Here is an 18,758-nt window from a genome sequence, read left to right as displayed (position 1 = left end):
CAGTCGCGCAGCGTGTTCCGCGTCGTCAGGCGACGAGTCGCGCGCCCGCGAGGCCGAGCTCGACGACCAGCACGAGCGACGACGCGATGACGAGCCGGAACAGGGTGCGTGACGCCCGCCCGGCGAGCACCAGCCGGACGCCGACGACCGCGAGGACGAGCACCACGACGGCACCGACGACCGCGAGCACGACGTCGGCACCGCGCACGGGGTCGTCGCCGAGCACCTGCCCGCCGAGCACCAGGGCGGCAGCGACGACGAGTGCGGCGAACGCGACGATCCCGGCGCCACGGAGTCCGAGCCGGTGCGGGAACCCCCGGACACCGGTCGCGGCGTCGTCGACCAGGTCGGGCAGCACGTTGGTGCAGTGGATCGCGATCCCGAACACGGCCCCCGTGGCGATCGCCCACCACGCCGGCCACTGACCCTCGGGCCCGGCGGCGACGGACACCACGGGCAGCAGCCCGAAGGCGACGACGAACGGCGCCACCGACCACGCCGAACGCTTGAGCCCGGCGTCGTAGGCCCACCCGGCGGCGACCAGCACGAGGTGCGCGACCGCGGCGACCGGCCCCAGGAACAGCGAGAGCACCACGGCGGCCCCGGCGGTGGCGAACGCGGCGGTGCGGACGGTGCCGACGGCGATGAGCCCACGGGCGACGGGCTTGTCACTCCGCCCGACGGCCCGGTCGCGGTCCGCGTCGATCCAGTCGTTCGCGAGCCCGATGGACAGCTGCCCGGCGACGACCGTCAGGGCCACCAGCACGACGAGCCACACCGGGTGCCCGACGGCGGCGGCGATGACCGCGGCGAGGACCGTCACGGTGACCGTGGGCCCCGGGTGTGAGGACGCGAACAGCAGGCGCGCGGTCGACGGGGTGCGGCTGGCGGTCACCCGGTCAGCGTACGGATCGCGCCTACGGTCGTGGGAGGGATCACGGAACCGCCGTCACATCGACGCCGAACCGGTCGACGAGCTCGCGCTTGAGCACCTTGCCGCTCGGACCGAGCGGCAGCGCGTCGAGGACGTGCACGACCCGGGGGTACTTGTACGCCGCGATCTCGGCGGCGACGAAGTCGACCAGGACCTGCGGCTCGACGGTCGCGCCGGCGTGCAGGACCACCGCGGCCTCGACCTCCTGCCCGTGCACCGCGTGCGGCACGCCGAACACCGCGGCCATCGCGACGTCGGGGTGGGTGGCGAGCACTTCCTCGACCTGCCGCGGGTACACGTTGTAGCCGTTGCGGATGATCATGTCCTTCGTGCGGTCGACGATGGTCAGGTACCCGTCGTCGTCCTTCGTGCCGAGGTCGCCGGTGCGGAACCAGCCGTCCACGATCGCCTCCGCGGTGTCCTCGGGGCGGTCGAGGTACCCGTTCATCAGGTTGTGGCCGCGGATCACGAGCTCGCCGATCGCGCCTCGGGGCAGCATCACGATCGCGTCGCGGACCTCCGGGTCGGCGATCTCGACGTCGATGCCCCAGACCGGTGTCCCGATCGTGCCGGGCCGCGGCGGTCGGCCGACGTGGTTGAAGGTGGCCACCGGCGAGGTCTCGGTCAGGCCGTACCCCTCGTGGATCGGGGCGTCGAAGACCTGCTCGAACCGCTCGAGCACCGCGAGCGGCAGCGAAGCACCACCGGAGATCGCGTACCGGAGCGTCGGTCGGGCCTCGGACCGGGTCGCGGCGTCGAGCAGCGCCATGTACATCGTCGGGACGCCCATGAAGATGCCGCAGCCGTGCTCGACCATCGCGGCGAGCGCCGAGTCGCCGTCGAACCGCGGCAGCATGACGAGCGTCGCGCCGGTCCGGAACCCGGTGTTCATCGTGCAGGTCTGCCCGAAGGTGTGGAACAGCGGCAGTGCGCCGAGCAGGACGTCCCCGCGGTGCATGTCGAACGTCGTCAGCAGGTTGGTGTTGACCTGTTCGAGCAGCGAGAAGTGCGAGCCCTCCGCCCCCTTGGGCTGGCCGGTGGTGCCGCTCGTGTACAGGATCGTCGCGGTGTCGAACGGGTGCCGCGGGACGTAGGTGTCGAGCGGTTCGCTCCGCTCGGCCAGGTCCTCGAGCCGGTCGGGCCCGACCGCGGACCCGTCGTCGGTGGTCGCCGGTGCGAGCACGGTCACGACGTCGACCCCGGCCAGCTCGGCGCCGGCGGAACCCTCGCCGAGCAGCGGTGCGGCGCAGACGAGCAGGGTGGCGCCGCTGTCGCGCAGGACGTACTCGACCTCGCGGCGCTTCAGCAGCGCGTGCACGGGGACGGCCACCGCGCCGAGGGCCAGCGTGGCGTAGTAGACGCGGGGGAAGTCCGCGACGTTCGGCACGAGCATCGCCACCTTCGACCCCTCGGTGACGCCCCGTGCGCGGAGCGCTCCGGCGTAGGCGAGGGTCTGCGCCCACAGCTCGGCGTAGGTGGTGCGGACGTCACCCACGATGACGGCGACGTCGTCCGGGTACCGCTCCGCGGACTCGGCGAGGATCGCTGCGACGGACGCTGTCGCGCGGGTGGTGTGGGTGTCGTGCATGCCGTTCTCCGTCTTCCTCGACGACCTCGTCGTCGCCGGAGCCGATCCTACGGCTCGGCCCCGGGCCCGGTCAGGCAGCAGCCGGCGCGGGTGCCTTCCGACGCACGAGCACCCCGGACGCCAGGGCGATCCCCAGCAGGACGACGAGTCCACCGACGGGCTCGTTCCACCGCACCCGTTCCCCCAGCACGAGGACGCCGAGCGCCACCCCGACCACGGGCGTCAGGTAGGTGACGGTGGATGCGCGCCCGGCGCCCCACGCCTGCACCAGCCGCGTGTTCCAGGCGTAGGCCAGCCCCGTGCCGACGCAACCGAGCGCGATCATCGCGGCCACGATCCTCCCGTCCAGCTGTACCGGACCGGTCGCGATGACGGGCGCGACCAGCAGGAGCATCCCGGAGGCCAGCGTCAGCTGGACCGTCGCCAGGGTGACCGGGTCGTCCGCGCTCGCCACGGCCACCCGGCGCAGGTAGGCGAGCCCGATGCCGTAGGACGCGGTCATGCCGAGCAGGGCGACCTGTCCCGGCACGCTCGCCAGCACCTCGGGATCGGTCAGGACGTCCCACGGGCCGACCAGCACGAGCACCCCGACGATGCCGAGCACGATCCCGACCACCTGTCGTCCGCGCAGCCGCTCGGAGGGCACGAGCACCGCGAGCGCGGCCAGCGTCATGATCGGGGTCGTCGCGTTGTAGATGCTCGCGAGGCCGGACGGCACCGTCTGCTCGGCCCACGCCATCAGTGACGACGGCACCGCGTTGAGGAACACCGCGACGACCGCCAGGTGCCCCCAGGTGCGGGGCTCCCGGGGCCACCGGCGACGGGTCGCCAGGAGCACCACGACGAGCGTCACCCCGCCGAGCACGGTCCGCACGGTCGCGACCTGCTGCGGGGCGAGCCCGTCGAGGCCGATCTTCGCGAACAGGAAGCTCGACCCCCAGGTGAGGGCGACGAGGGCGTAAAGGAGAGCGTTCACGTGGCCTAGTGTCGGACCAGCGATCGGCATGCGGCAAACGCATGTCGCTCATGCCCACATGAGGAGGACGCATGACGGTCTCGGTCCAGCAACTCCGCGCGTTCGTCGCCACGCTCGACGCCGGGTCCTTCACCGCCGCCGCTGCGGCGCTCGGGGTCGGACAGTCCGCCGTGTCGCACGCGGTCGCCGGGCTGGAGCGCGAGGTCGGCGGCCCCGTCGTGCGCCGCGGCGCGGTCGCCGCCGCCACACCGCTCGGCGACCGCCTGTTGGCACACGCCCGCAGCGTGCTCGCCTCCGTCGACGCCCTGGAGGCGGTGGTCCGGCCCGCCACGGCCCGCGGCACCGTGCGACTCGCGGCCGTCCCCACCGTCTGCCAGGGCCTGCTGCCGCGGCTCCGCGAGCTGTGGGCGGTGACCCTGCCGGACGTCGACGTGCAGGTCTACGAGGGCGACGACGACGAGATGCCGGAGTGGCTCGAGGCCGGGACCGTCGACGCCGCCGTGCTCGTCGACCCGTCGCCGACACCGGCCGGTGGTGTGGTCGTCGCCCGTGACGAGATGGCCGCGGTCGTCCGCCGCGACCACCCCCTCGCCGAGCTCCCGGCGCTCACCCTCGACGACCTGCACGAGGACGGCCTCGTCGCGGGTGGCGGCGGCTGCGAGTACCAGATCCAGAAGCTGCACGAGCTCGACGGACGGCCCTTCCGCTACGCCCACCGGGTGCGGGAGATGAGCACGATGTTCGGGATGATCCAGCGGGGCGAGGGCGTGTCGATCGTGCCGACGCTGGGCCGCGGGATGCTGCCGTCGGACCTCGTGATGATCCCGATGGCCCGGCGCCTCGAGCGGACCCTGGTGCTGAGCGGGCCGTCGTCGCGCGAGTGGCACCCCCTCGCGCACGCCCTGGTCGACGCGGTCTGAGGCGCGCGGTTCCCGACCCCGGCAGCAGCTCCGACCTTCGGCGGATCCGCTCGGCCTCCCCGCTCCCTAGGCTCGGGACATGACCTCGATCGCGCTCCCCGCCGTCCCCCTCGGACGGCGCGTCTGGGCGCAGACGTGGCGGGTGGCCGTCGCCGCCCTGACCGGGCTGCTCACCGCTGCCCTGGTGTGGCCGACGATGGACACCCGCGGGTGGAGTGACCTGCACGTGGGTGCGCTGATCCTCGCGGACATGGGTGCCGGCCTGGCCGCCCTCGTCCTCCTGCCGTTCCGACACCGCGCACCGCTGGTCATCACGGTCGTCATCGCTGCCCTCAGCTCGGTGTCGACGCTGGCCGTCGGGGCAGCAGGACTCTCCCTCGTCTCGCTCGCCACCCGGCGTCGGGCTGCCGAACTCGCCGTCGCCGCCGCCGTGATGCTCGGCGCCACCGTGCTCTACGACGTCGTCCTGGCGCCCCCGGCCGACGACATGCCGCTCTGGCAGATCATGGTCGCGGGCATCGTCGGCATCGCCCTGCTCGTGGTGATCGGCATCGCGATCGGGCAGCGCCGGGCGCTCCTGCTGTCGCTGCGCGAGCGGGCCGCACTGCTCGAGCGCGACCAGCAGCTGCGCGAGGACCGGGCCCGCGAGCAGGAACGCGCCCACATCGCCCGCGAGATGCACGACGTCCTCGGCCACCGGCTCTCCCTGGTCGCGCTGCACGCCGGCGCACTCGAGTACCGCGGCCCCGGACTCACCCCCGACGAGACGGCTGCGGCAGCCGGGGTCGTGCGGGCCGAGGCGCACTCCGCGCTCACCGACCTGCGCGACGTCCTCGGGGTGCTGCGCGACCCCGCGGCGACCGGGGGCGACGAGGTGACCGGCACCGCGCCTCCACAGCCGACGCTCGTCGACCTGCCCGCCCTGCTCGACCAGGCGCGTGCCGGCGGCGCGACCGTCCGGGCGCACATCGTGGCCGACAGCTCGGAGGCACCGACGGTCGTCGGGCGGCACGCGTACCGGATCGTGCAGGAGGCGCTGACGAACGCCCGCCGGCACGCCCCCGGGCAACCCGTCGACGTGGTCGTCGAGGTCGTCAGCGGTCCTGCGATCCGGGTGGTCGTGTCGAACACGCTGGCCGACGGCCCGGCGTCCGCGGCCACCGCGGGGCACGGCCTGCGGGGGCTCGCCGAACGGGCTCGACTCGTCGGCGGGAGCTTCCGGGCCGGCAGCGACGACGGCCGGGTGCACGTGGTCGAGGCGGTGCTGCCGTGGACGGCGTGACCGCACCGATCCGCGTCGTCCTGGTCGACGACGACCAGCTCGTGCGCGTCGGGCTCCGCATGCTGCTCAGCGGCGACGACGGCCTGGTGGTCGTGGGCGAAGCGGGCGACGGGCTCGAAGCCGAGGGCGTCATCGCGACGACCGCACCCGACGTCGTGCTCATGGACATCCGCATGCCCCGGTGCGACGGACTCGTCGCCACCGAGCGCGAACTCCGGCGTCGACCCGACCTGGCCGTCCTGGTGCTGACGACCTTCGAGGGCGACGACCTCGTGCTCGGGGCACTGCAGGCCGGTGCCCGCGGGTTCCTGCTCAAGGACACCCCGCCGCACGAGCTCGTGCAGGCGGTCCGGACGGTGGCGGCCGGACGCTCGATCCTGTCCCCGTCCGTGCTCGACCGGGTGATCGCGTTCGCGGCCGGACCCCGCTCGGGCCAGGCGGCCGGTGGCCCGTGCGGCGGACCGGCCGGCGCTGCTGCCGGCGCTGCTGCCGGCGCTGCTGCCGGCGGAGCCGAGGCGCGCCGACTGCTCGCCCTGCTGACCGAGCGGGAGACCGAGGTGGCGCTCGCCGTGGCGAACGGTGCGTCGAACGCGCAGATCGCCGCCGACCTGTTCGTCGGGCTCGCCACCGTGAAGACGCACGTGGGGCACGTGTACGAGAAGTTCGGCGTCGAGAACCGCGTGCAGCTGGCACTCGTGGTGCACGCAGCCCGGCGGGGGCAGCCGACCGGGTGACCGGGTGGCCGGGTGGCCGGGTGACCGGGTGGCCGGGTGACCGGGGGGCCGGGTGGCCGCCGCCTGGGCGCTCGACGGTGCTCCCTCGGCAGGATGGACCGATGGCCGAGACGCACGTGAAGACGTTCACCACCGCGGACGAAGCGGCAGCCGAAGCCGCCGGGCTCGCCTGGCTCGCCGAGGCCGAGGACACCGGAGGCACACGCATCGCCCGCGTGCTGGGGCGCCCGAGCCCGACCGTGCTCGACCTCGAGCTGATCTCCGACGGATCCCCCACCGCCGCCCAGGCCGAGCGGTTCGGCCGGTCCCTCGCACACACCCACGCCGCCGGCGCCGACCACTGGGGTGCGCCGCCCGCCGGCTGGACCCGCGGTGCGGCGCTGCGGATGGGCCGCTCGCGCACGCCGTTCGTCACGGCCGAGCAGGCACCGGCGACCTGGGGCGAGTTCTTCGCCGAGTACCGGATCCGCGACTTCGTCCGCCGCATCGTCGACGCCGGCGGGTTCGACCACGCCGAGGCCGCCGTGTTCGAGCGGGTCGCCTCGCGCGTGCAGGACGGCACGCTCGGGTCGCCGCAGCCCGCGCTCGTCGGGGACCGACCCGCTCGTCTGCACGGCGACCTGTGGGCCGGCAACGTGCTCTGGCCCACGGATTCATCGGAACCCACAGGCGCCGTGATCATCGACCCGATCGCCCACGGCGGGCACGCCGAGACCGACCTGGCACTGCTCGGGCTGTTCGGGCTGCCCCGGCTCGAGACGGTGCTCGCCGCCTACGACCGGGAGTCGCGGCTGGCCGACGGCTGGCAGGAGCGCGTCGAGCTCCACCAGCTCGCGCCGCTGCTGCTGCACGTGTTCCTGTTCGGCGGCTCGTACACCGGGGCCGCGCTCCGGGCAGCGCGGCGGTACGCCTGACCCCTCGCACCGTGCGGTCTCGCTCACCCCGTGCGGAGTTGCCCGTCCCGGTGCCGGCGCCGCACCGTGCGGCCTCGCTCACCCCGTGCGGAGTTGCCCGCCCCGTGCAGCGCTACAACCGTGCACCGAGCAGGTAACCCCGCACGGGCCGGACGACAGCGCACCGTGCGCGGCGCGGCCTCGCTCGCGGCGCCCGCCGCCGCGCCGGAGCTCGTCGCGGCGACCGAGTTCGCACGGGCCTCACACGCACCGCCCACGATCCGCCGGACGCAGATGCGCGCCGGAGCATGGATCGCGGGCGTCCCGATCGCGGCGCTCGTGGTCGTCGCGATCGTGCAGATCCTGCTGCCGCGCTGACCCCGCGAGCGCTCCGCGCTGACCCCGCCGGGCAGCCCGTGCGAGGTTCCGTCCTCCGTGCCGCGGGTCCTGCCGGGCACCGGGTACGGAACCTCGCACCACACGCCCACCACCCGTGTTGCACGGTCGGTATACCAAGCCGTAGCATCGCCCTACCGCACCACCACCCCACAGGGCCCGACTGCCACCATCGGTCTGCCCGCGGCGAGCGCTCCATCGATGCAGCCCGCGCCGTCCGCTGCCGGCAACGCCCCCACTGGACCCGCACGTGAACCCCACCTCCTTCGGTCTCTACGACCCTGCCCGCGAATCGAGCGATTGCGGCGTCGGTTTCATCACCCGTCTCGACGGGACGCCGAGCCACGACGTCATCCGCAAGGGCGACGAAGCGCTGTGCTCCATCCCGCACCGCGGCGGCAAGTCCGCCGAGGGTGTCGGTGACGGCGCTGGCGTCAGCATCGACCTGTCGGTGGAGTTCTTCAGCGCCATCACCGGCGAGCAGCTGCGCGCCGGGCACTTCGGCGTGGCGAACTGCTTCGTGCCGAGCAGCGACGGAGCGGACGGCGCCGACGAGCGCGCCCGCGCCGAGCAGACCGTCACGGACGCCATCGCGGCAGAGGGCTTCGAGCTGCTGCTGATCCGCGACGTCCCGGTGGACCACTCGGTCGCCCGCCCCGAGGCCGAGCAGTACCAGCTGCCGATCGTGCAGTGGGTCTTCCGGGCGCCGTCCGACTGGGAGCGCACCGAGGTCGACGCGGCGGCGAACCGTGCCCTGCTCGCCATCGAGGCCGTGTCCTACGGCGAGGCTGCGGCCGCACGTGCCGAGCACGCCGCCCTGTACCCGCTGTCACTCAGCGCTCGGACCCAGATCCTGAAGGGCCGGCTGAACTCCGGCGAGGTCATCGGGTACTTCACCGACCTGCGCGACCCCCGGCACTCGGTCCGGACGCTGTACTTCCACACCCGGTTCTCGACGAACACCGAGCCGCACCCCACGATGGCGCAGCCGTTCCGCCTGATGGCGCACAACGGGGAGCTGAACACCGACCGCAAGAACCGGCTGTCGGACGAGGCGCTCGCCCGTGCCCGCACCCGCAGCATCGTGCGTCCGCCCGGGCAGTCGGACTCGAGCCGACTCGACCAGACCCTGCAGAGCCGTGTGTTCGACGACGGGCTCGAGATCGTCGAGGCCGTGGTCTCGCTCATGCCGCCGGCGTGGGAGAACGACCGCACGCTGACGCCGGACGTCCGGGACATGCTCGAGTACTTCTCGCTGTACGAGGAGAAGAACGACGGCCCCGCGGCCGTGATCTTCAGCGACGGCGACGTCGTCGGCGCCCGCCTGGACCGCCTGGGCCTGCGCCCGCTGCGCACCGTCGAGACGGCCGAGTACCTGATGGTGTCGTCCGAGGCCGGCCAGGTCGAGTTCGCCGCCGACGAGGTCGTGCACCGCGGCCGCATCGAGGCCGGCGGCATGCTCGTCGTCGACCACCGCACCGGTACCCGGATGCGCACGGGCGAGGTGCTGCACATGCTCGCGGCCCGCCGTGACTACGGCACCCTGCTCGACGCCGCCCGCGTGAACCTCGACGACGTGCCCGCTCCGGACTACGAGCGCACGACGACGACCCTGGGCTACGACGGAGACCTGTCGCTCGCGGGCCGGTACGTGGCGTACTCGCTGAACCAGGAGAGCTTCCGGTTCATGCTCGACCCGATGCTGCAGAACGGGTCGGAGCGCATCTCGGCGATGGGCTACGGCAACGCGATCAACGCCCTGAGCGACACCGAGGGCGGCATGGCGAAGTACTTCTCGCAGCGCTTCGCCCAGGTGACGAACCCCCCGCTCGACTCGATCCGCGAGGCCGACGGCATGTCGATGCGCGTCGCACTCGGCGCGAAGCCGGACGGCACGGGCACCACGGGCCGTCAGCTCGTCGTGCAGTCGCCGATCCTCGGGCACCTCGACATGGTGCGGCTGCGCGACCAGGACATCGTCCCGCTCGAGCGCTTCGACATGCTCTACGTGCCGGTGCCCACCGACGAGCAGGCCAACGCCGACGCGATGCGCGGCGCGCTGGACGCCCTGTGCGACGCGATCGAGGCGTTCGCGGCGCGCGGTGGTGGGATCGCGGTCGTGACCGACCGCGAGGTGTCGTCGACCCATGCGCCCCTCCCCGTGATCCTGGCCGTGGCCGCCGTCAACCAGCGGCTCATCGAGACCGGTCTGCGCCTGCGGGTGTCCGTGGTCGCGGAGAGCGGTCAGCTGCCATCGTCACACCACGTCGCGACCGCCCTCGGGTTCGGTGCCGCCGCTGTGTACAGCTTGAGCGCGCGCCTGCGTGCGGAGGAGAAGTACCCCGCCGCGCCCGCACCCGCCGGCGAGCTGACCGCGACCGACCTGGCACTCAAGCAGTTCCGGAAGGCCGCCGAGAAGGCCCTGGCGAAGACCATGGGCCGCGTCGGTCTGTGCACCGCCGAGAGCTACATCGGCGGCGAGTTCTTCGAGCCGAACTACCTCGACACCGGCGACGACGTGCTCGCGCGGATCTTCCCGCACATGCAGGCCCCGGTCGGCGGCGTCGGCTTCGCGCGCATCGCCCAGGCGGCGACGGACTGGCACGAGCGTGCCCGTTCGGTGGCGTCCGAGGGCCAGGTCCCGCTGCTCGGCCTGTTCAAGGAACGCTCCGACGGCGCCGGCCACTCGTTCGGCGTCGCGAGCGTCCGCGGCTTCGGCGGCATGACCGAGGAGCGCCCGGCCTTCGAGCGTTCCGGCGACTCGGACGCGCTGCGCCTGCTCACGCTCGGCCAGCTCGACGACTCGTTCGGCATCACCGACGCCGCGTACCGGAACACCGGCTACGACCGGCTCAGCGACGCCGAGATCGACGCGCACCGCATCACGCCGGGCTACGTCACGTTCCTGCAGACCACGCACGACGAGCGGTCCCGCCGTCCCGCCGCACTCCGCGACGTGCTCGCGCTGCCCGCGGACGTCACGGGCATCGACACGGCGGAGGACTTCGCCCGCGAGCTCGGTCGCTTCTCGACGAGCGGCAACGCCAGCGTCACGGTGCGCGGGCTCTCCGGCTCGCGTCCGGCGGACGACCAGGACCTGCCTGGAGGGACGGAGCGGTTCCGCCTGGAGCTCACGTCGACGGGGACCACGGGTGCACTGCGCCACCGGGCCCTCGCGGACGGCCTCGCGCTGCTCCACCCCGGCCAGATCGACATCGACGCCGTCGACGACACCCGGGTGACGCTGCGCGCCACCGGTGCGGCCGTCGCCCTGCTCGCCCTGCTGCAGAGCGCCCCGGCGAGCGTCGAGCTCGACGAGGTGCAGCCGGCCCACGAGATCACCCGGACCCTGGCGTCCGGTGCGATGAGCCACGGTGCCCTCGTCGCCACCGCCCACGAGGCCGTCGCGCACGGCACGAACATGGTCGGCGGCATGTCGAACAGCGGTGAGGGCGGCGAGCACCACTCCCGCTACGGCACCATCCGGGGCTCGCGCATCAAGCAGTTCGCCTCCGGCCGCTTCGGCATCTGGGCCGGCTACCTCGCCGACCCCATGCTCGAGGAGCTCGAGATCAAGATCGGCCAGGGCGCGAAGCCCGGCGAGGGCGGTCAGCTGCCCGCGCCGAAGGTCACGGTGGACATCGCCGCGGCCCGTGGCGGCACGCCGGGCGTCGAGCTCATCTCGCCGCCGCCGCACCACGACACGTACTCGATCGAGGACCTCGCGCAGCTCATCCACGACTGCAAGGCCGCCCGGGTCCGGGTGATCGTGAAGCTCGTCTCGTCCGAGGGCATCGGCACGATCGCGGTCGGCGTCGCGAAGGCCGGCGCCGACGTCATCAACGTCGCGGGCAACACCGGCGGCACCGGCGCAGCGGCGGTCACCAGCCTGAAGTACGCCGGCCGCTCGGCGGAGATCGGCGTGTCCGAGGTGCACCAGGCACTGGTCGCCAACGGCCTGCGCCAGAAGGTCACGCTCCGCTGCTCCGGCGCACACCAGACCGGCAGCGACGTGGTCACGAGCGCCCTGCTCGGCGGCGACAGCTTCGAGTTCGGCACCACCGCGCTCATGATGCTCGGCTGCGTGATGGCGAAGAACTGCAACGTGAAGTGCCCGGCGGGCCTGACCACGAACGCCGAGGCGTTCGAGGGCGACCCCCGCGCGCTCGCCCAGTACCTGCTCAACATCGCCCACGACGTGCGGCAGATCCTGGCCCGGCTCGGCCTGCGCTCCCTGCGTGAGGCCCGTGGTCGGACCGACCTGCTGCAGCTCCTGGACCACCCGGCGAGCGTCGGCCGGCTGGACGCCCGCGCCCTGCTCGCCCAGGTGCCCGAGAAGATCGTCGCGGACCCGGAGTACCTGGAGAAGGACTTCCACACCGACGACGCCCTGCTCGAGCGCGTCCGCACCGCCCTGGTCGACCACGCGCAGGAGCACGTGCTCGTGCACGGCGTGCTGCTCGGCAACGCCGACAAGTCAGTCGGCGGCCAGCTCGGCATCGACCTCGAGCGTCTGCTCAACCACGAGCTCGGCGCCGAGGACGTGCAGGGCCTGCCCGCCGTGACGACGGACGACCGCGGACGCCGCCGGCTGGTGGACGGCGCGGTCACGATCCGCACCCAGGGGTCGGCCGGACAGTCGTACGGTGTCTTCAACAACGACGGCGTCGTGCTCGAGCACACCGGCACCGCGAACGACGGCGTCGGCAAGAGCCAGAGCGGCGGACAGATCATCGTCCGTGCTCCGGGTGGCGGCAGCGCCGAGCAGGGCGGCAACGTACTGGTCGGCAACTTCGCCCTGTTCGGTGCCACCGGCGGACGCACGTTCGTCGAGGGCGAGGCCGGCGACCGGTTCGCCGTCCGCAACTCCGGTGCGACCGCCGTGGTCGAGGGCCTCGGCGACTTCGGGTGCGAGTACATGACCGGCGGTGCCGTGTTCAACCTCGGGTCGTTCGGCAAGGGCCTCGGCAACGGCATGTCCGGCGGGTTCCTGTACCAGTACGACCCCTCCGGCCAGGTCGTCGACCGTGCCAGCACGGACTCGCTCCTGGTGTTCCCCGTCACCGACACCGAGCGCGGCGCGTTCCACGAGGACGCCGCCCGCCTGCTGCTCGAGTGGCACCTCGAGGCGACCGGTTCGGCCCTGGCCGAGCGGCTGCTCGCCGAGTGGGACACCGCCCGCGCCCACGTCTACGTCGGTATGCCCCGTGCACTGCTGCTCACGCAGGACGCCGGCGCGATCCTCGCGGCGGCGACCCGGCCCGAGCTCCTCGACGAGCTCGCGACCTCGATCGCGACCGACAAGCTCCGCGCGTTCAAGCTGGACTACCGCGACCAGCGCACGGTGCTCGACGGCCGTGCCCCGGCGCTCGGCGACCAGGGCGAGGACATGTTCTCGCTGCTGTCGTCGTACACGGTGCTCGGGGTCGCCCAGGACGTCGCCCTCGAGCGCGTCCCGGGTGCGCTCGGTGCCGCCGACCCGCGGATCGCCGAGGCCGTGAAGAACCTCGTGCTCACCGAGGACTTCTCCGTCAGGCAGCGCGTCGTGAAGTACCTGCGCGGCACGCTCGACCGGTTCGCCGACGACCAGCTCGCGACCCTCATCGCGATCAAGCGGCTCGACGACTACAAGCGCGCGCTCACGCAGCGGAACAACCGCAGCATGGACGCGCCGGGCACCACGGGGTGGATCATGCACCAGAACGCCAAGAACGACGGCCGCGTCCGCGAGGCCCGCTTCGACGAGCTGCTCGCGACCGCCGCGCTCGAGGACATCGCCCGCCGTGCACCGCAGGCGCCGACCGAGGCGGTGACCGCGTGAGCCTGCTCCCCCCGACCGGGTCGCTGATCCCCGTCGACGCACCGTTCTCGGCCGCCCAGGAGTCCTGGCTCGCCGGGTTCATCGCGGGCATCGCCGCCGCCGGCAAGAAGGTCGCGGCCAGCGCACCCACCACCACGATCGACGTGCTCTTCGGCACCCAGACCGGCAACGCCGAGTTCCTGGCCGACGAGCTCGTCGCCAGCGCGAAGGCCCGCGGACTCGGCGGTCGTGCCAGTGCGCTCGACGCCGTGACCCCCGAGCAGCTCGCCGAGATGTCGCACGTGCTCGTCGTCACCTCGACCTACGGCGAGGGCGAGATGCCCGACAACGCCGGCCTGTTCTGGGACGCGGTCCAGGCGAGCACCGTGCCACGGCTCGAGGGCCTGCAGTACGCCGTCCTCGGGCTCGGGGACACGAGCTACGACGAGTTCTGCCAGGCCGGCAAGCTCCTCGACACGCGCTTCGAGCAGCTCGGCGCGACCCGGATCCACGACCGCGTCGACTGCGACGTCGACTTCGAGGACCCGGCCGCACTGTGGACCGCGGCGGTCCTCGACCGCCTCGCCGCCGAGGCCGGCGCGACGGCCGCACCCGGCGCGACCACTGGCGGTGGTGCCGGCGTCGGTGCCACCGCCACCGGCGGGGCGGGCGCGAGCCGTGCCTCCCGGCCGGGGTCGCAGTGGAACAAGCGCAACCCGTACCCGTCGCGCCTGGTCGAGAACCGGCTGCTCTCCTCGCCGCGCAGCGCGAAGGAGATCCGGCACTACGAGTTCGACCTCGGCGACTCCGGCATCGAGTACGCGGCCGGCGACGCCCTGGCGGTCGTGCCGGTGAACGACGAGGTCTTCGTGGCGGACCTGCTCGAGCAGGTCGGCGCGAACGGCGGCGAGGCGTTCGACGGCCGACCGATCACCGAGGTGCTGCGGACCGACCGCGAGATCCGCACGCCCTCGAAGGACCTCATCGCCGACCTGGTGCAGCGCGCGCCGTCGAGTGAGCTCGCAGCCGTCGTGGCGCACGGCGACAAGCACGAGCTGGACCGCTGGCTGTGGGGACGTGACGTCCTCGACCTGCTCCGCGACGCCGGGCCGGCCGCCCCCGGACTCGACGAGCTGCTGCCGAACCTCCGGCCGCTGCAGGCGCGCCAGTACTCGATCTCGTCGAGCCCGCTGGCGCACCCGGACCGCATCCACCTGACCATCGCGTCGGTGCGCTACGGCGACCCGCACCGGATGTACGCGGGTGTCGCGTCGACGTTCCTGGCCGACCGGGTCGACCCGGACGGCACCGTCGACGTCTACCTGCAGCCGAACGCGTCGTTCGGTGTGCCTGCCGACGAGTCGGCCCCGATGATCATGATCGGCCCGGGCACCGGTGTCGCACCGTTCCGCGGGTTCCTGCACGAGCGCGCCGTGTCGGGTGCGACCGGGCGCAACTGGCTGTTCTTCGGCGACCAACACCGCGACACCGACTTCGTGTACCGGGACGAGCTCACCGAGCTGCAGGAGCAGGGCGTGCTCGACCGCCTCGACCTGGCGTTCTCGCGCGACCAGGCCGAGAAGGTCTACGTGCAGACGCGGATGCTCGAGCGCTCGGCGGAGCTGTTCGCCTGGCTCGAGGACGGCGGCCACGTGTACGTGTGCGGCGACGCGTCGCGGATGGCGAAGGACGTCGAGGCGGCGCTCCTGCAGGTCATCCGGAGTGGCCGCGGACGCGGCGAGGACGACGCGCAGGCCTACCTGGCCGACATGCGACGCGCGAAGCGGTACGTCCGCGACGTCTACTGAGCGACGACGGCGGTGAGTCCGCCCCGGCCACGGAACCCGAATCCGATGGCCGGGGCGGTCCCGGAGGAGCGCCGGTCGATGGGGGCAGACCGGCGAGCCCAGCAGCGTGACGCGACGGACCGGGTGCGATGACCCGGCGTCCCGGACGGGGAGTCCCCTGATCCGGGACTCCCGTCGTGCAGTGCGGCGGCCACCGATGGTTGGTCGGTGCCGCACGCGTGCTGCGCCACGGCCATTCGGGTTCCCCTCCTCCCGCGGTGTCTGCCTGCATCGACGCCCTAGAAGGCCGATGCTGGGGGACGACAGCGAACCGCGGTACCGAAACCGTACGATCCGGACAGTCTGAGCGAAACCCGTTGACCCGGATCAGCGCGCTGTGCTACTCCTCGTCGTCCCCGACGCGCTCTTGCTCGTCGCCGCGGAGGCATCGTCCGCGTCACCCGGCGCGACGGCGCGCGACCAGGCCGAGTCGTCCGCGGTGCTCGTGTCCGGGGGCTCCGGTGTCAGCACGAGCCCGGACCCCGAAGTGGCCGAGGCGTAGAGGTCCTCGAGCCAGCTGCGGTTGATCGAGGGCACACGACTGCCGGTGAACTTGAAGTGCAGGCTCACGTTGGGGTTCAGCCAGATCGTGCTCCGACCGTTGCCGTGGACCACGTCGTCCTTCCACGAGAACGCGAACCGGTGGTCCCGACGGAGCATGTTGACGATGACGATCTGCAGGTGCGTGAGCGCGCGGTCGTCGATCCGCAGGTCGAGCGGTCGGCCGTCGTAGATGAGCTGCCCCATGGCTCCTTCTACTCCAGTGGACCAGTGAGCCCCGCTCGTGACGCCCAGGTCGTGATGGTCCGGTCGAACCAGACGGCGTCGACGTTGCGCTCCCACGCGTGCTCCGCGGGTTCGCTGACCGCCAGCGTCACCGTGTCCGGGTGGGCGTCCGCGAACTCCTGGCTGGCCGAGAAGGGGACGGTGGTGTCGCCGGTGGAGTGGATGAGCAGGGTCGGTGGCAGCGGCCGGGGTGCGCGCAACCAGGACAGGGCGCGCACGTCGACCGGCGAGCGCAGCCCCACCAGCCGGCAGAGGACCGGCGTCGCCATCGCCCCGAGGGCAGCGCCGACCACGGGTCCCGGCAGTCCCGCGCGCCGGGCCTGGGACCGCACGGTGACCGACCAGTCGAGCGCCGGGGCGACGAGCACGACCCCGGCCAGACGGTCGCGGTGCGCCGAGCGGGCGAGGAGCTCGTGCGTGATCGTCGCGCCCATCGACCACCCCACGACGACGAGCCGTTCGGCGCCGTGGGCGACGGCGTGGTCGAGCGCCGCCTCGACGTCCGCCCACTCGCGGGCGCCGAGGTGCGAGGCCCGGCCCTCCCACGGTGCTTCGCCGTCCCCGCGGAACGACGGGACGATCGAGGTCCAACCGAGCTCGAGCGCCGCCGGGACCGTCCGGAGCGCGGTGACCCGGGTCGTCCGGATGCCGTGCACGTGGACGGCCCACGTGCGGGCGGCCGCGGGGTCGGCACCCTGGGCAGCCGCGCGGTCGGGGCCTGCAGCCCGTTCGGCCGCGCGGTCCGGGCGCGCAGCGCCGCCGGGACCCGGCCGCACCACCCACGCGGGCGCCGGCCCCACCGTCGTCGGCACCGACACCTCGGACCAGTCCACGTCCATCGCCGCCGGGTCCGGGTGCACGTGCCCGCTCCACCGCACCCGCGACGACACCGCACCGGTGGTCCGCACCACGGCCCGACGGACGAACCCGGCTGCCTCGTCCACCTCGAGCACCGGTCCGACCGTGGTGTGCCCGGCGCCGTCGTGCCACAGCCCGTACTCCCCCGGCCGCACCGTGTCGACGGTGATCGGCAGCCGGACGGAGTCCCCGTCGGCCTCGATCACCGGGGTCCAGCGGTCACCGCCGGGCAGCACGATCTTGCCGACGACCTTGCGCAGGACGACCAGGACGACCAACGACACCGCCACCAGCACCACGAGGGCTCCGAGCACCCACCACACGATCGTCACGCCGTCATCCTCCGAGGCTCTTGGTCAGGGTCCGTTCGGCCGATCGCACCTGGGCGAGCTCGGCGTCGTCGAGCCTCCGTCCCTGCACCTCGGCGTCGCGGATCGCGATGACCAGGTCGTAGGTCCGGGCCTGCGGGTCCCCCGGCCGCTCGACCGCCCGGACCGCGTGCCGCCGGGCGATGCGGCGCAGTCGTCGGTGGTGCCCGCGGTGCCGGAGGTCACGACCCCAGCGCCGGAACGTCAGCGAGGCCATCGCCACGACAATGAGCACGATGCCGAGGTAGAACGGCGGGTCGAAGGCCAGGCGCAGTCCGTCCCGCACGGCGGCCGGGAAGAGCCCGAAGTGGTCGGCAGTGAGCGAGGCGACCTCGTCGACGCTCGCCACGACGACGAGGGCGAGCCCGACGCGGAACACCACGAGCGCCACCGGGTTCTGCAGCACGCCGCGGCGCAGGGTCGTCGCGGCGATCAGCCCCACACCCACCATGTACACCGTCGCGTAGAGCCACATGGGGGTCTGCTCGATCTCGTTCACGATGAAGTGGAAGTCGGTGCCGCCGCGCTCCTCGACGAGCAGGAACGGCACCGTGAAGGCCACGACCACGACGAGCAGCGCCACGGGGGTCGCGAACAGTGGACGCCTCGGCAGGTCGTCCGTGCTCGCCCGCAGCATCAGCCAGAACGCCACGGTCGCGCACACGTTCTGCACCAGGTTGATGAGGTTCGAGCCGCCCAGGGCCCCGTCGAGCACCGGCTGCGGCACGACGCTGCCGAGGGTCAGGAGTCCGAGCGCCCCGACGCCGGTGGCACCCCAGGCAGCCCGGCCGCGCGGGTTCCGCAGCACGTACGGCGTGCGGGCGAGGAAGATCAGCGCCGCGAACCAGAAGGCCGCGGCGTGCAGGACGGCCATCAGCCGTAGGCCCGCTCGTCCGCCCCGGTGGCCCCGGCGAGCAGGACGGTGGCGAGCTCGTACGCGAACCGCTCGGCGAAGTGCTCGTCGTCGTCGGAGATGCTCACGAGGCCGGAGTCGGCGTCGAGCGCACGACGGCAGACGTGGCCGCCGGCCGCGAACTCGGCGACGGACGACGGGCTGGGCGTCCCGACGTCGCCGTGCACCAGGTGCCCGAGCTCGTGCAGGACGCAGTGCATGCGGTAGAGCGGGGGCGCCCCGGCCGGCACGAGCACGAGGTTCTCGTGCTCGAACTGCGACACGAGCGCGGTGAGTGGCCCCCAGCTGGGGCCGTCGACGTCGACGACGCGGGTGGACTTGCCGACCATCCGGCCGACACCGGCGACCACGTCGGTCAGGCGCGGCGCCGGGGGGAGCGTGGCGACAAGGGCACGGACGGCACCGGACGCACCGAGCTGCTCCGCCATCGACCCTCCGATCTCCGCCGCCAGACTACCGGCAG

At 73.2% G+C, this 18,758-nt stretch carries 14 protein-coding genes; 7 read left to right on the top strand and 7 right to left on the bottom strand.

Annotated elements, in window-relative coordinates; all coding sequences use genetic code 11:
- Positions 1–25: 25 nt before the first annotated feature.
- The 3 genes from KK097_RS11580 to KK097_RS11570 form a co-directional block, all read right to left on the bottom strand.
- Positions 26–895 (bottom strand): UbiA family prenyltransferase, encoded by an 870-nt coding sequence (locus KK097_RS11580; RefSeq protein WP_214544874.1) that lies wholly within the window; start codon positions 893–895, stop codon positions 26–28.
- A 40-nt stretch (positions 896–935) separates the two neighbouring features.
- Positions 936–2,522 carry a long-chain-fatty-acid--CoA ligase gene (locus KK097_RS11575; protein WP_214544872.1) on the bottom strand — a complete coding sequence of 529 codons (1,587 nt, stop codon included), beginning with the start codon at positions 2,520–2,522 and terminating at the stop codon, positions 936–938.
- A 70-nt stretch (positions 2,523–2,592) separates the two neighbouring features.
- The gene (locus KK097_RS11570; RefSeq protein WP_214530756.1) at positions 2,593–3,498 is read right to left on the bottom strand and encodes a DMT family transporter; all 906 of its coding nucleotides are present in this window, start codon (positions 3,496–3,498) and stop codon (positions 2,593–2,595) included.
- A 71-nt stretch (positions 3,499–3,569) separates the two neighbouring features.
- On the opposite strand from KK097_RS11570, the gene KK097_RS11565 reads away from it, so the two are divergent.
- The 7 genes from KK097_RS11565 (at position 3,570) to KK097_RS11535 (ending at position 15,331) form a co-directional block, all read left to right on the top strand.
- Complete coding sequence (locus KK097_RS11565; RefSeq protein WP_214544871.1) at positions 3,570–4,418, top strand: LysR family transcriptional regulator; 849 nt, start codon at positions 3,570–3,572, stop codon at positions 4,416–4,418.
- Positions 4,419–4,497: 79 nt separating this feature from the next.
- On the top strand, positions 4,498–5,700 hold the full coding sequence (locus KK097_RS11560; RefSeq protein ID WP_214544869.1) for a sensor histidine kinase: 1,203 nt from the start codon (positions 4,498–4,500) through the stop codon (positions 5,698–5,700).
- The gene (locus KK097_RS11555) at positions 5,688–6,434 is read left to right on the top strand and encodes a response regulator transcription factor (RefSeq protein ID WP_214544867.1); all 747 of its coding nucleotides are present in this window, start codon (positions 5,688–5,690) and stop codon (positions 6,432–6,434) included. The genes KK097_RS11560 and KK097_RS11555 overlap by 13 nt, the downstream gene beginning before the upstream one ends.
- Before the next feature lie 101 nt (positions 6,435–6,535).
- Entirely contained in the window at positions 6,536–7,348 is an 813-nt protein-coding gene (locus tag KK097_RS11550; RefSeq protein WP_214544865.1) for a fructosamine kinase family protein, read from the top strand.
- A gap of 120 nt (positions 7,349–7,468) precedes the next feature.
- Entirely contained in the window at positions 7,469–7,705 is a 237-nt protein-coding gene (locus tag KK097_RS11545; RefSeq protein WP_214544863.1) for a hypothetical protein, read from the top strand.
- A 268-nt stretch (positions 7,706–7,973) separates the two neighbouring features.
- Positions 7,974–13,544 (top strand): glutamate synthase-related protein, encoded by a 5,571-nt coding sequence (locus KK097_RS11540; RefSeq protein WP_214544862.1) that lies wholly within the window; start codon positions 7,974–7,976, stop codon positions 13,542–13,544.
- A complete protein-coding gene (locus tag KK097_RS11535; RefSeq protein WP_214544860.1) occupies positions 13,541–15,331 on the top strand; it encodes a sulfite reductase subunit alpha in 1,791 nt (596 codons plus the stop codon). The genes KK097_RS11540 and KK097_RS11535 overlap by 4 nt, the downstream gene beginning before the upstream one ends.
- Before the next feature lie 366 nt (positions 15,332–15,697).
- Here KK097_RS11535 and KK097_RS11530 read toward each other — a convergent pair whose 3' ends face one another.
- From KK097_RS11530 to KK097_RS11515, 4 genes are read right to left on the bottom strand one after another with little or no spacing between them, the layout of a single operon-like run.
- The gene (locus KK097_RS11530; protein ID WP_214530765.1) at positions 15,698–16,117 is read right to left on the bottom strand and encodes a DUF7882 family protein; all 420 of its coding nucleotides are present in this window, start codon (positions 16,115–16,117) and stop codon (positions 15,698–15,700) included.
- A gap of 8 nt (positions 16,118–16,125) precedes the next feature.
- A complete protein-coding gene (locus KK097_RS11525; protein ID WP_214544858.1) occupies positions 16,126–17,346 on the bottom strand; it encodes an alpha/beta hydrolase family protein in 1,221 nt (406 codons plus the stop codon).
- Between the two features lie 4 nt (positions 17,347–17,350).
- Complete coding sequence (locus tag KK097_RS11520) at positions 17,351–18,256, bottom strand: hypothetical protein (RefSeq protein ID WP_214544856.1); 906 nt, start codon at positions 18,254–18,256, stop codon at positions 17,351–17,353.
- Entirely contained in the window at positions 18,256–18,723 is a 468-nt protein-coding gene (locus KK097_RS11515; protein ID WP_214530768.1) for a hypothetical protein, read from the bottom strand. The genes KK097_RS11520 and KK097_RS11515 overlap by 1 nt, the downstream gene beginning before the upstream one ends.
- Between the last annotated feature and the right edge of the window lie 35 nt (positions 18,724–18,758).

The organism is Curtobacterium flaccumfaciens (genome assembly GCF_018598405.1).
Classification (GTDB): domain Bacteria; phylum Actinomycetota; class Actinomycetes; order Actinomycetales; family Microbacteriaceae; genus Curtobacterium; species Curtobacterium aurantiacum.
This window is presented reverse-complemented; position numbering and strand designations above follow the sequence as displayed.

Bases quoted from the DNA above. Each gene is read 5' to 3' on its own strand.
- KK097_RS11575 (WP_214544872.1), bottom strand. From the start codon at position 2,522: ATGCACGACACCCACACCACCCGCGCGACAGCGTCCGTCGCAGCGATC.
- KK097_RS11550 (WP_214544865.1), top strand. From the start codon at position 6,536: ATGGCCGAGACGCACGTGAAGACGTTCACCACCGCGGACGAAGCGGCA.
- KK097_RS11565 (WP_214544871.1), top strand. From the start codon at position 3,570: ATGACGGTCTCGGTCCAGCAACTCCGCGCGTTCGTCGCCACGCTCGAC.
- KK097_RS11530 (WP_214530765.1), bottom strand. From the start codon at position 16,117: ATGGGGCAGCTCATCTACGACGGCCGACCGCTCGACCTGCGGATCGAC.
- KK097_RS11515 (WP_214530768.1), bottom strand. From the start codon at position 18,723: ATGGCGGAGCAGCTCGGTGCGTCCGGTGCCGTCCGTGCCCTTGTCGCC.
- KK097_RS11560 (WP_214544869.1), top strand. From the start codon at position 4,498: ATGACCTCGATCGCGCTCCCCGCCGTCCCCCTCGGACGGCGCGTCTGG.
- KK097_RS11520 (WP_214544856.1), bottom strand. From the start codon at position 18,256: ATGGCCGTCCTGCACGCCGCGGCCTTCTGGTTCGCGGCGCTGATCTTC.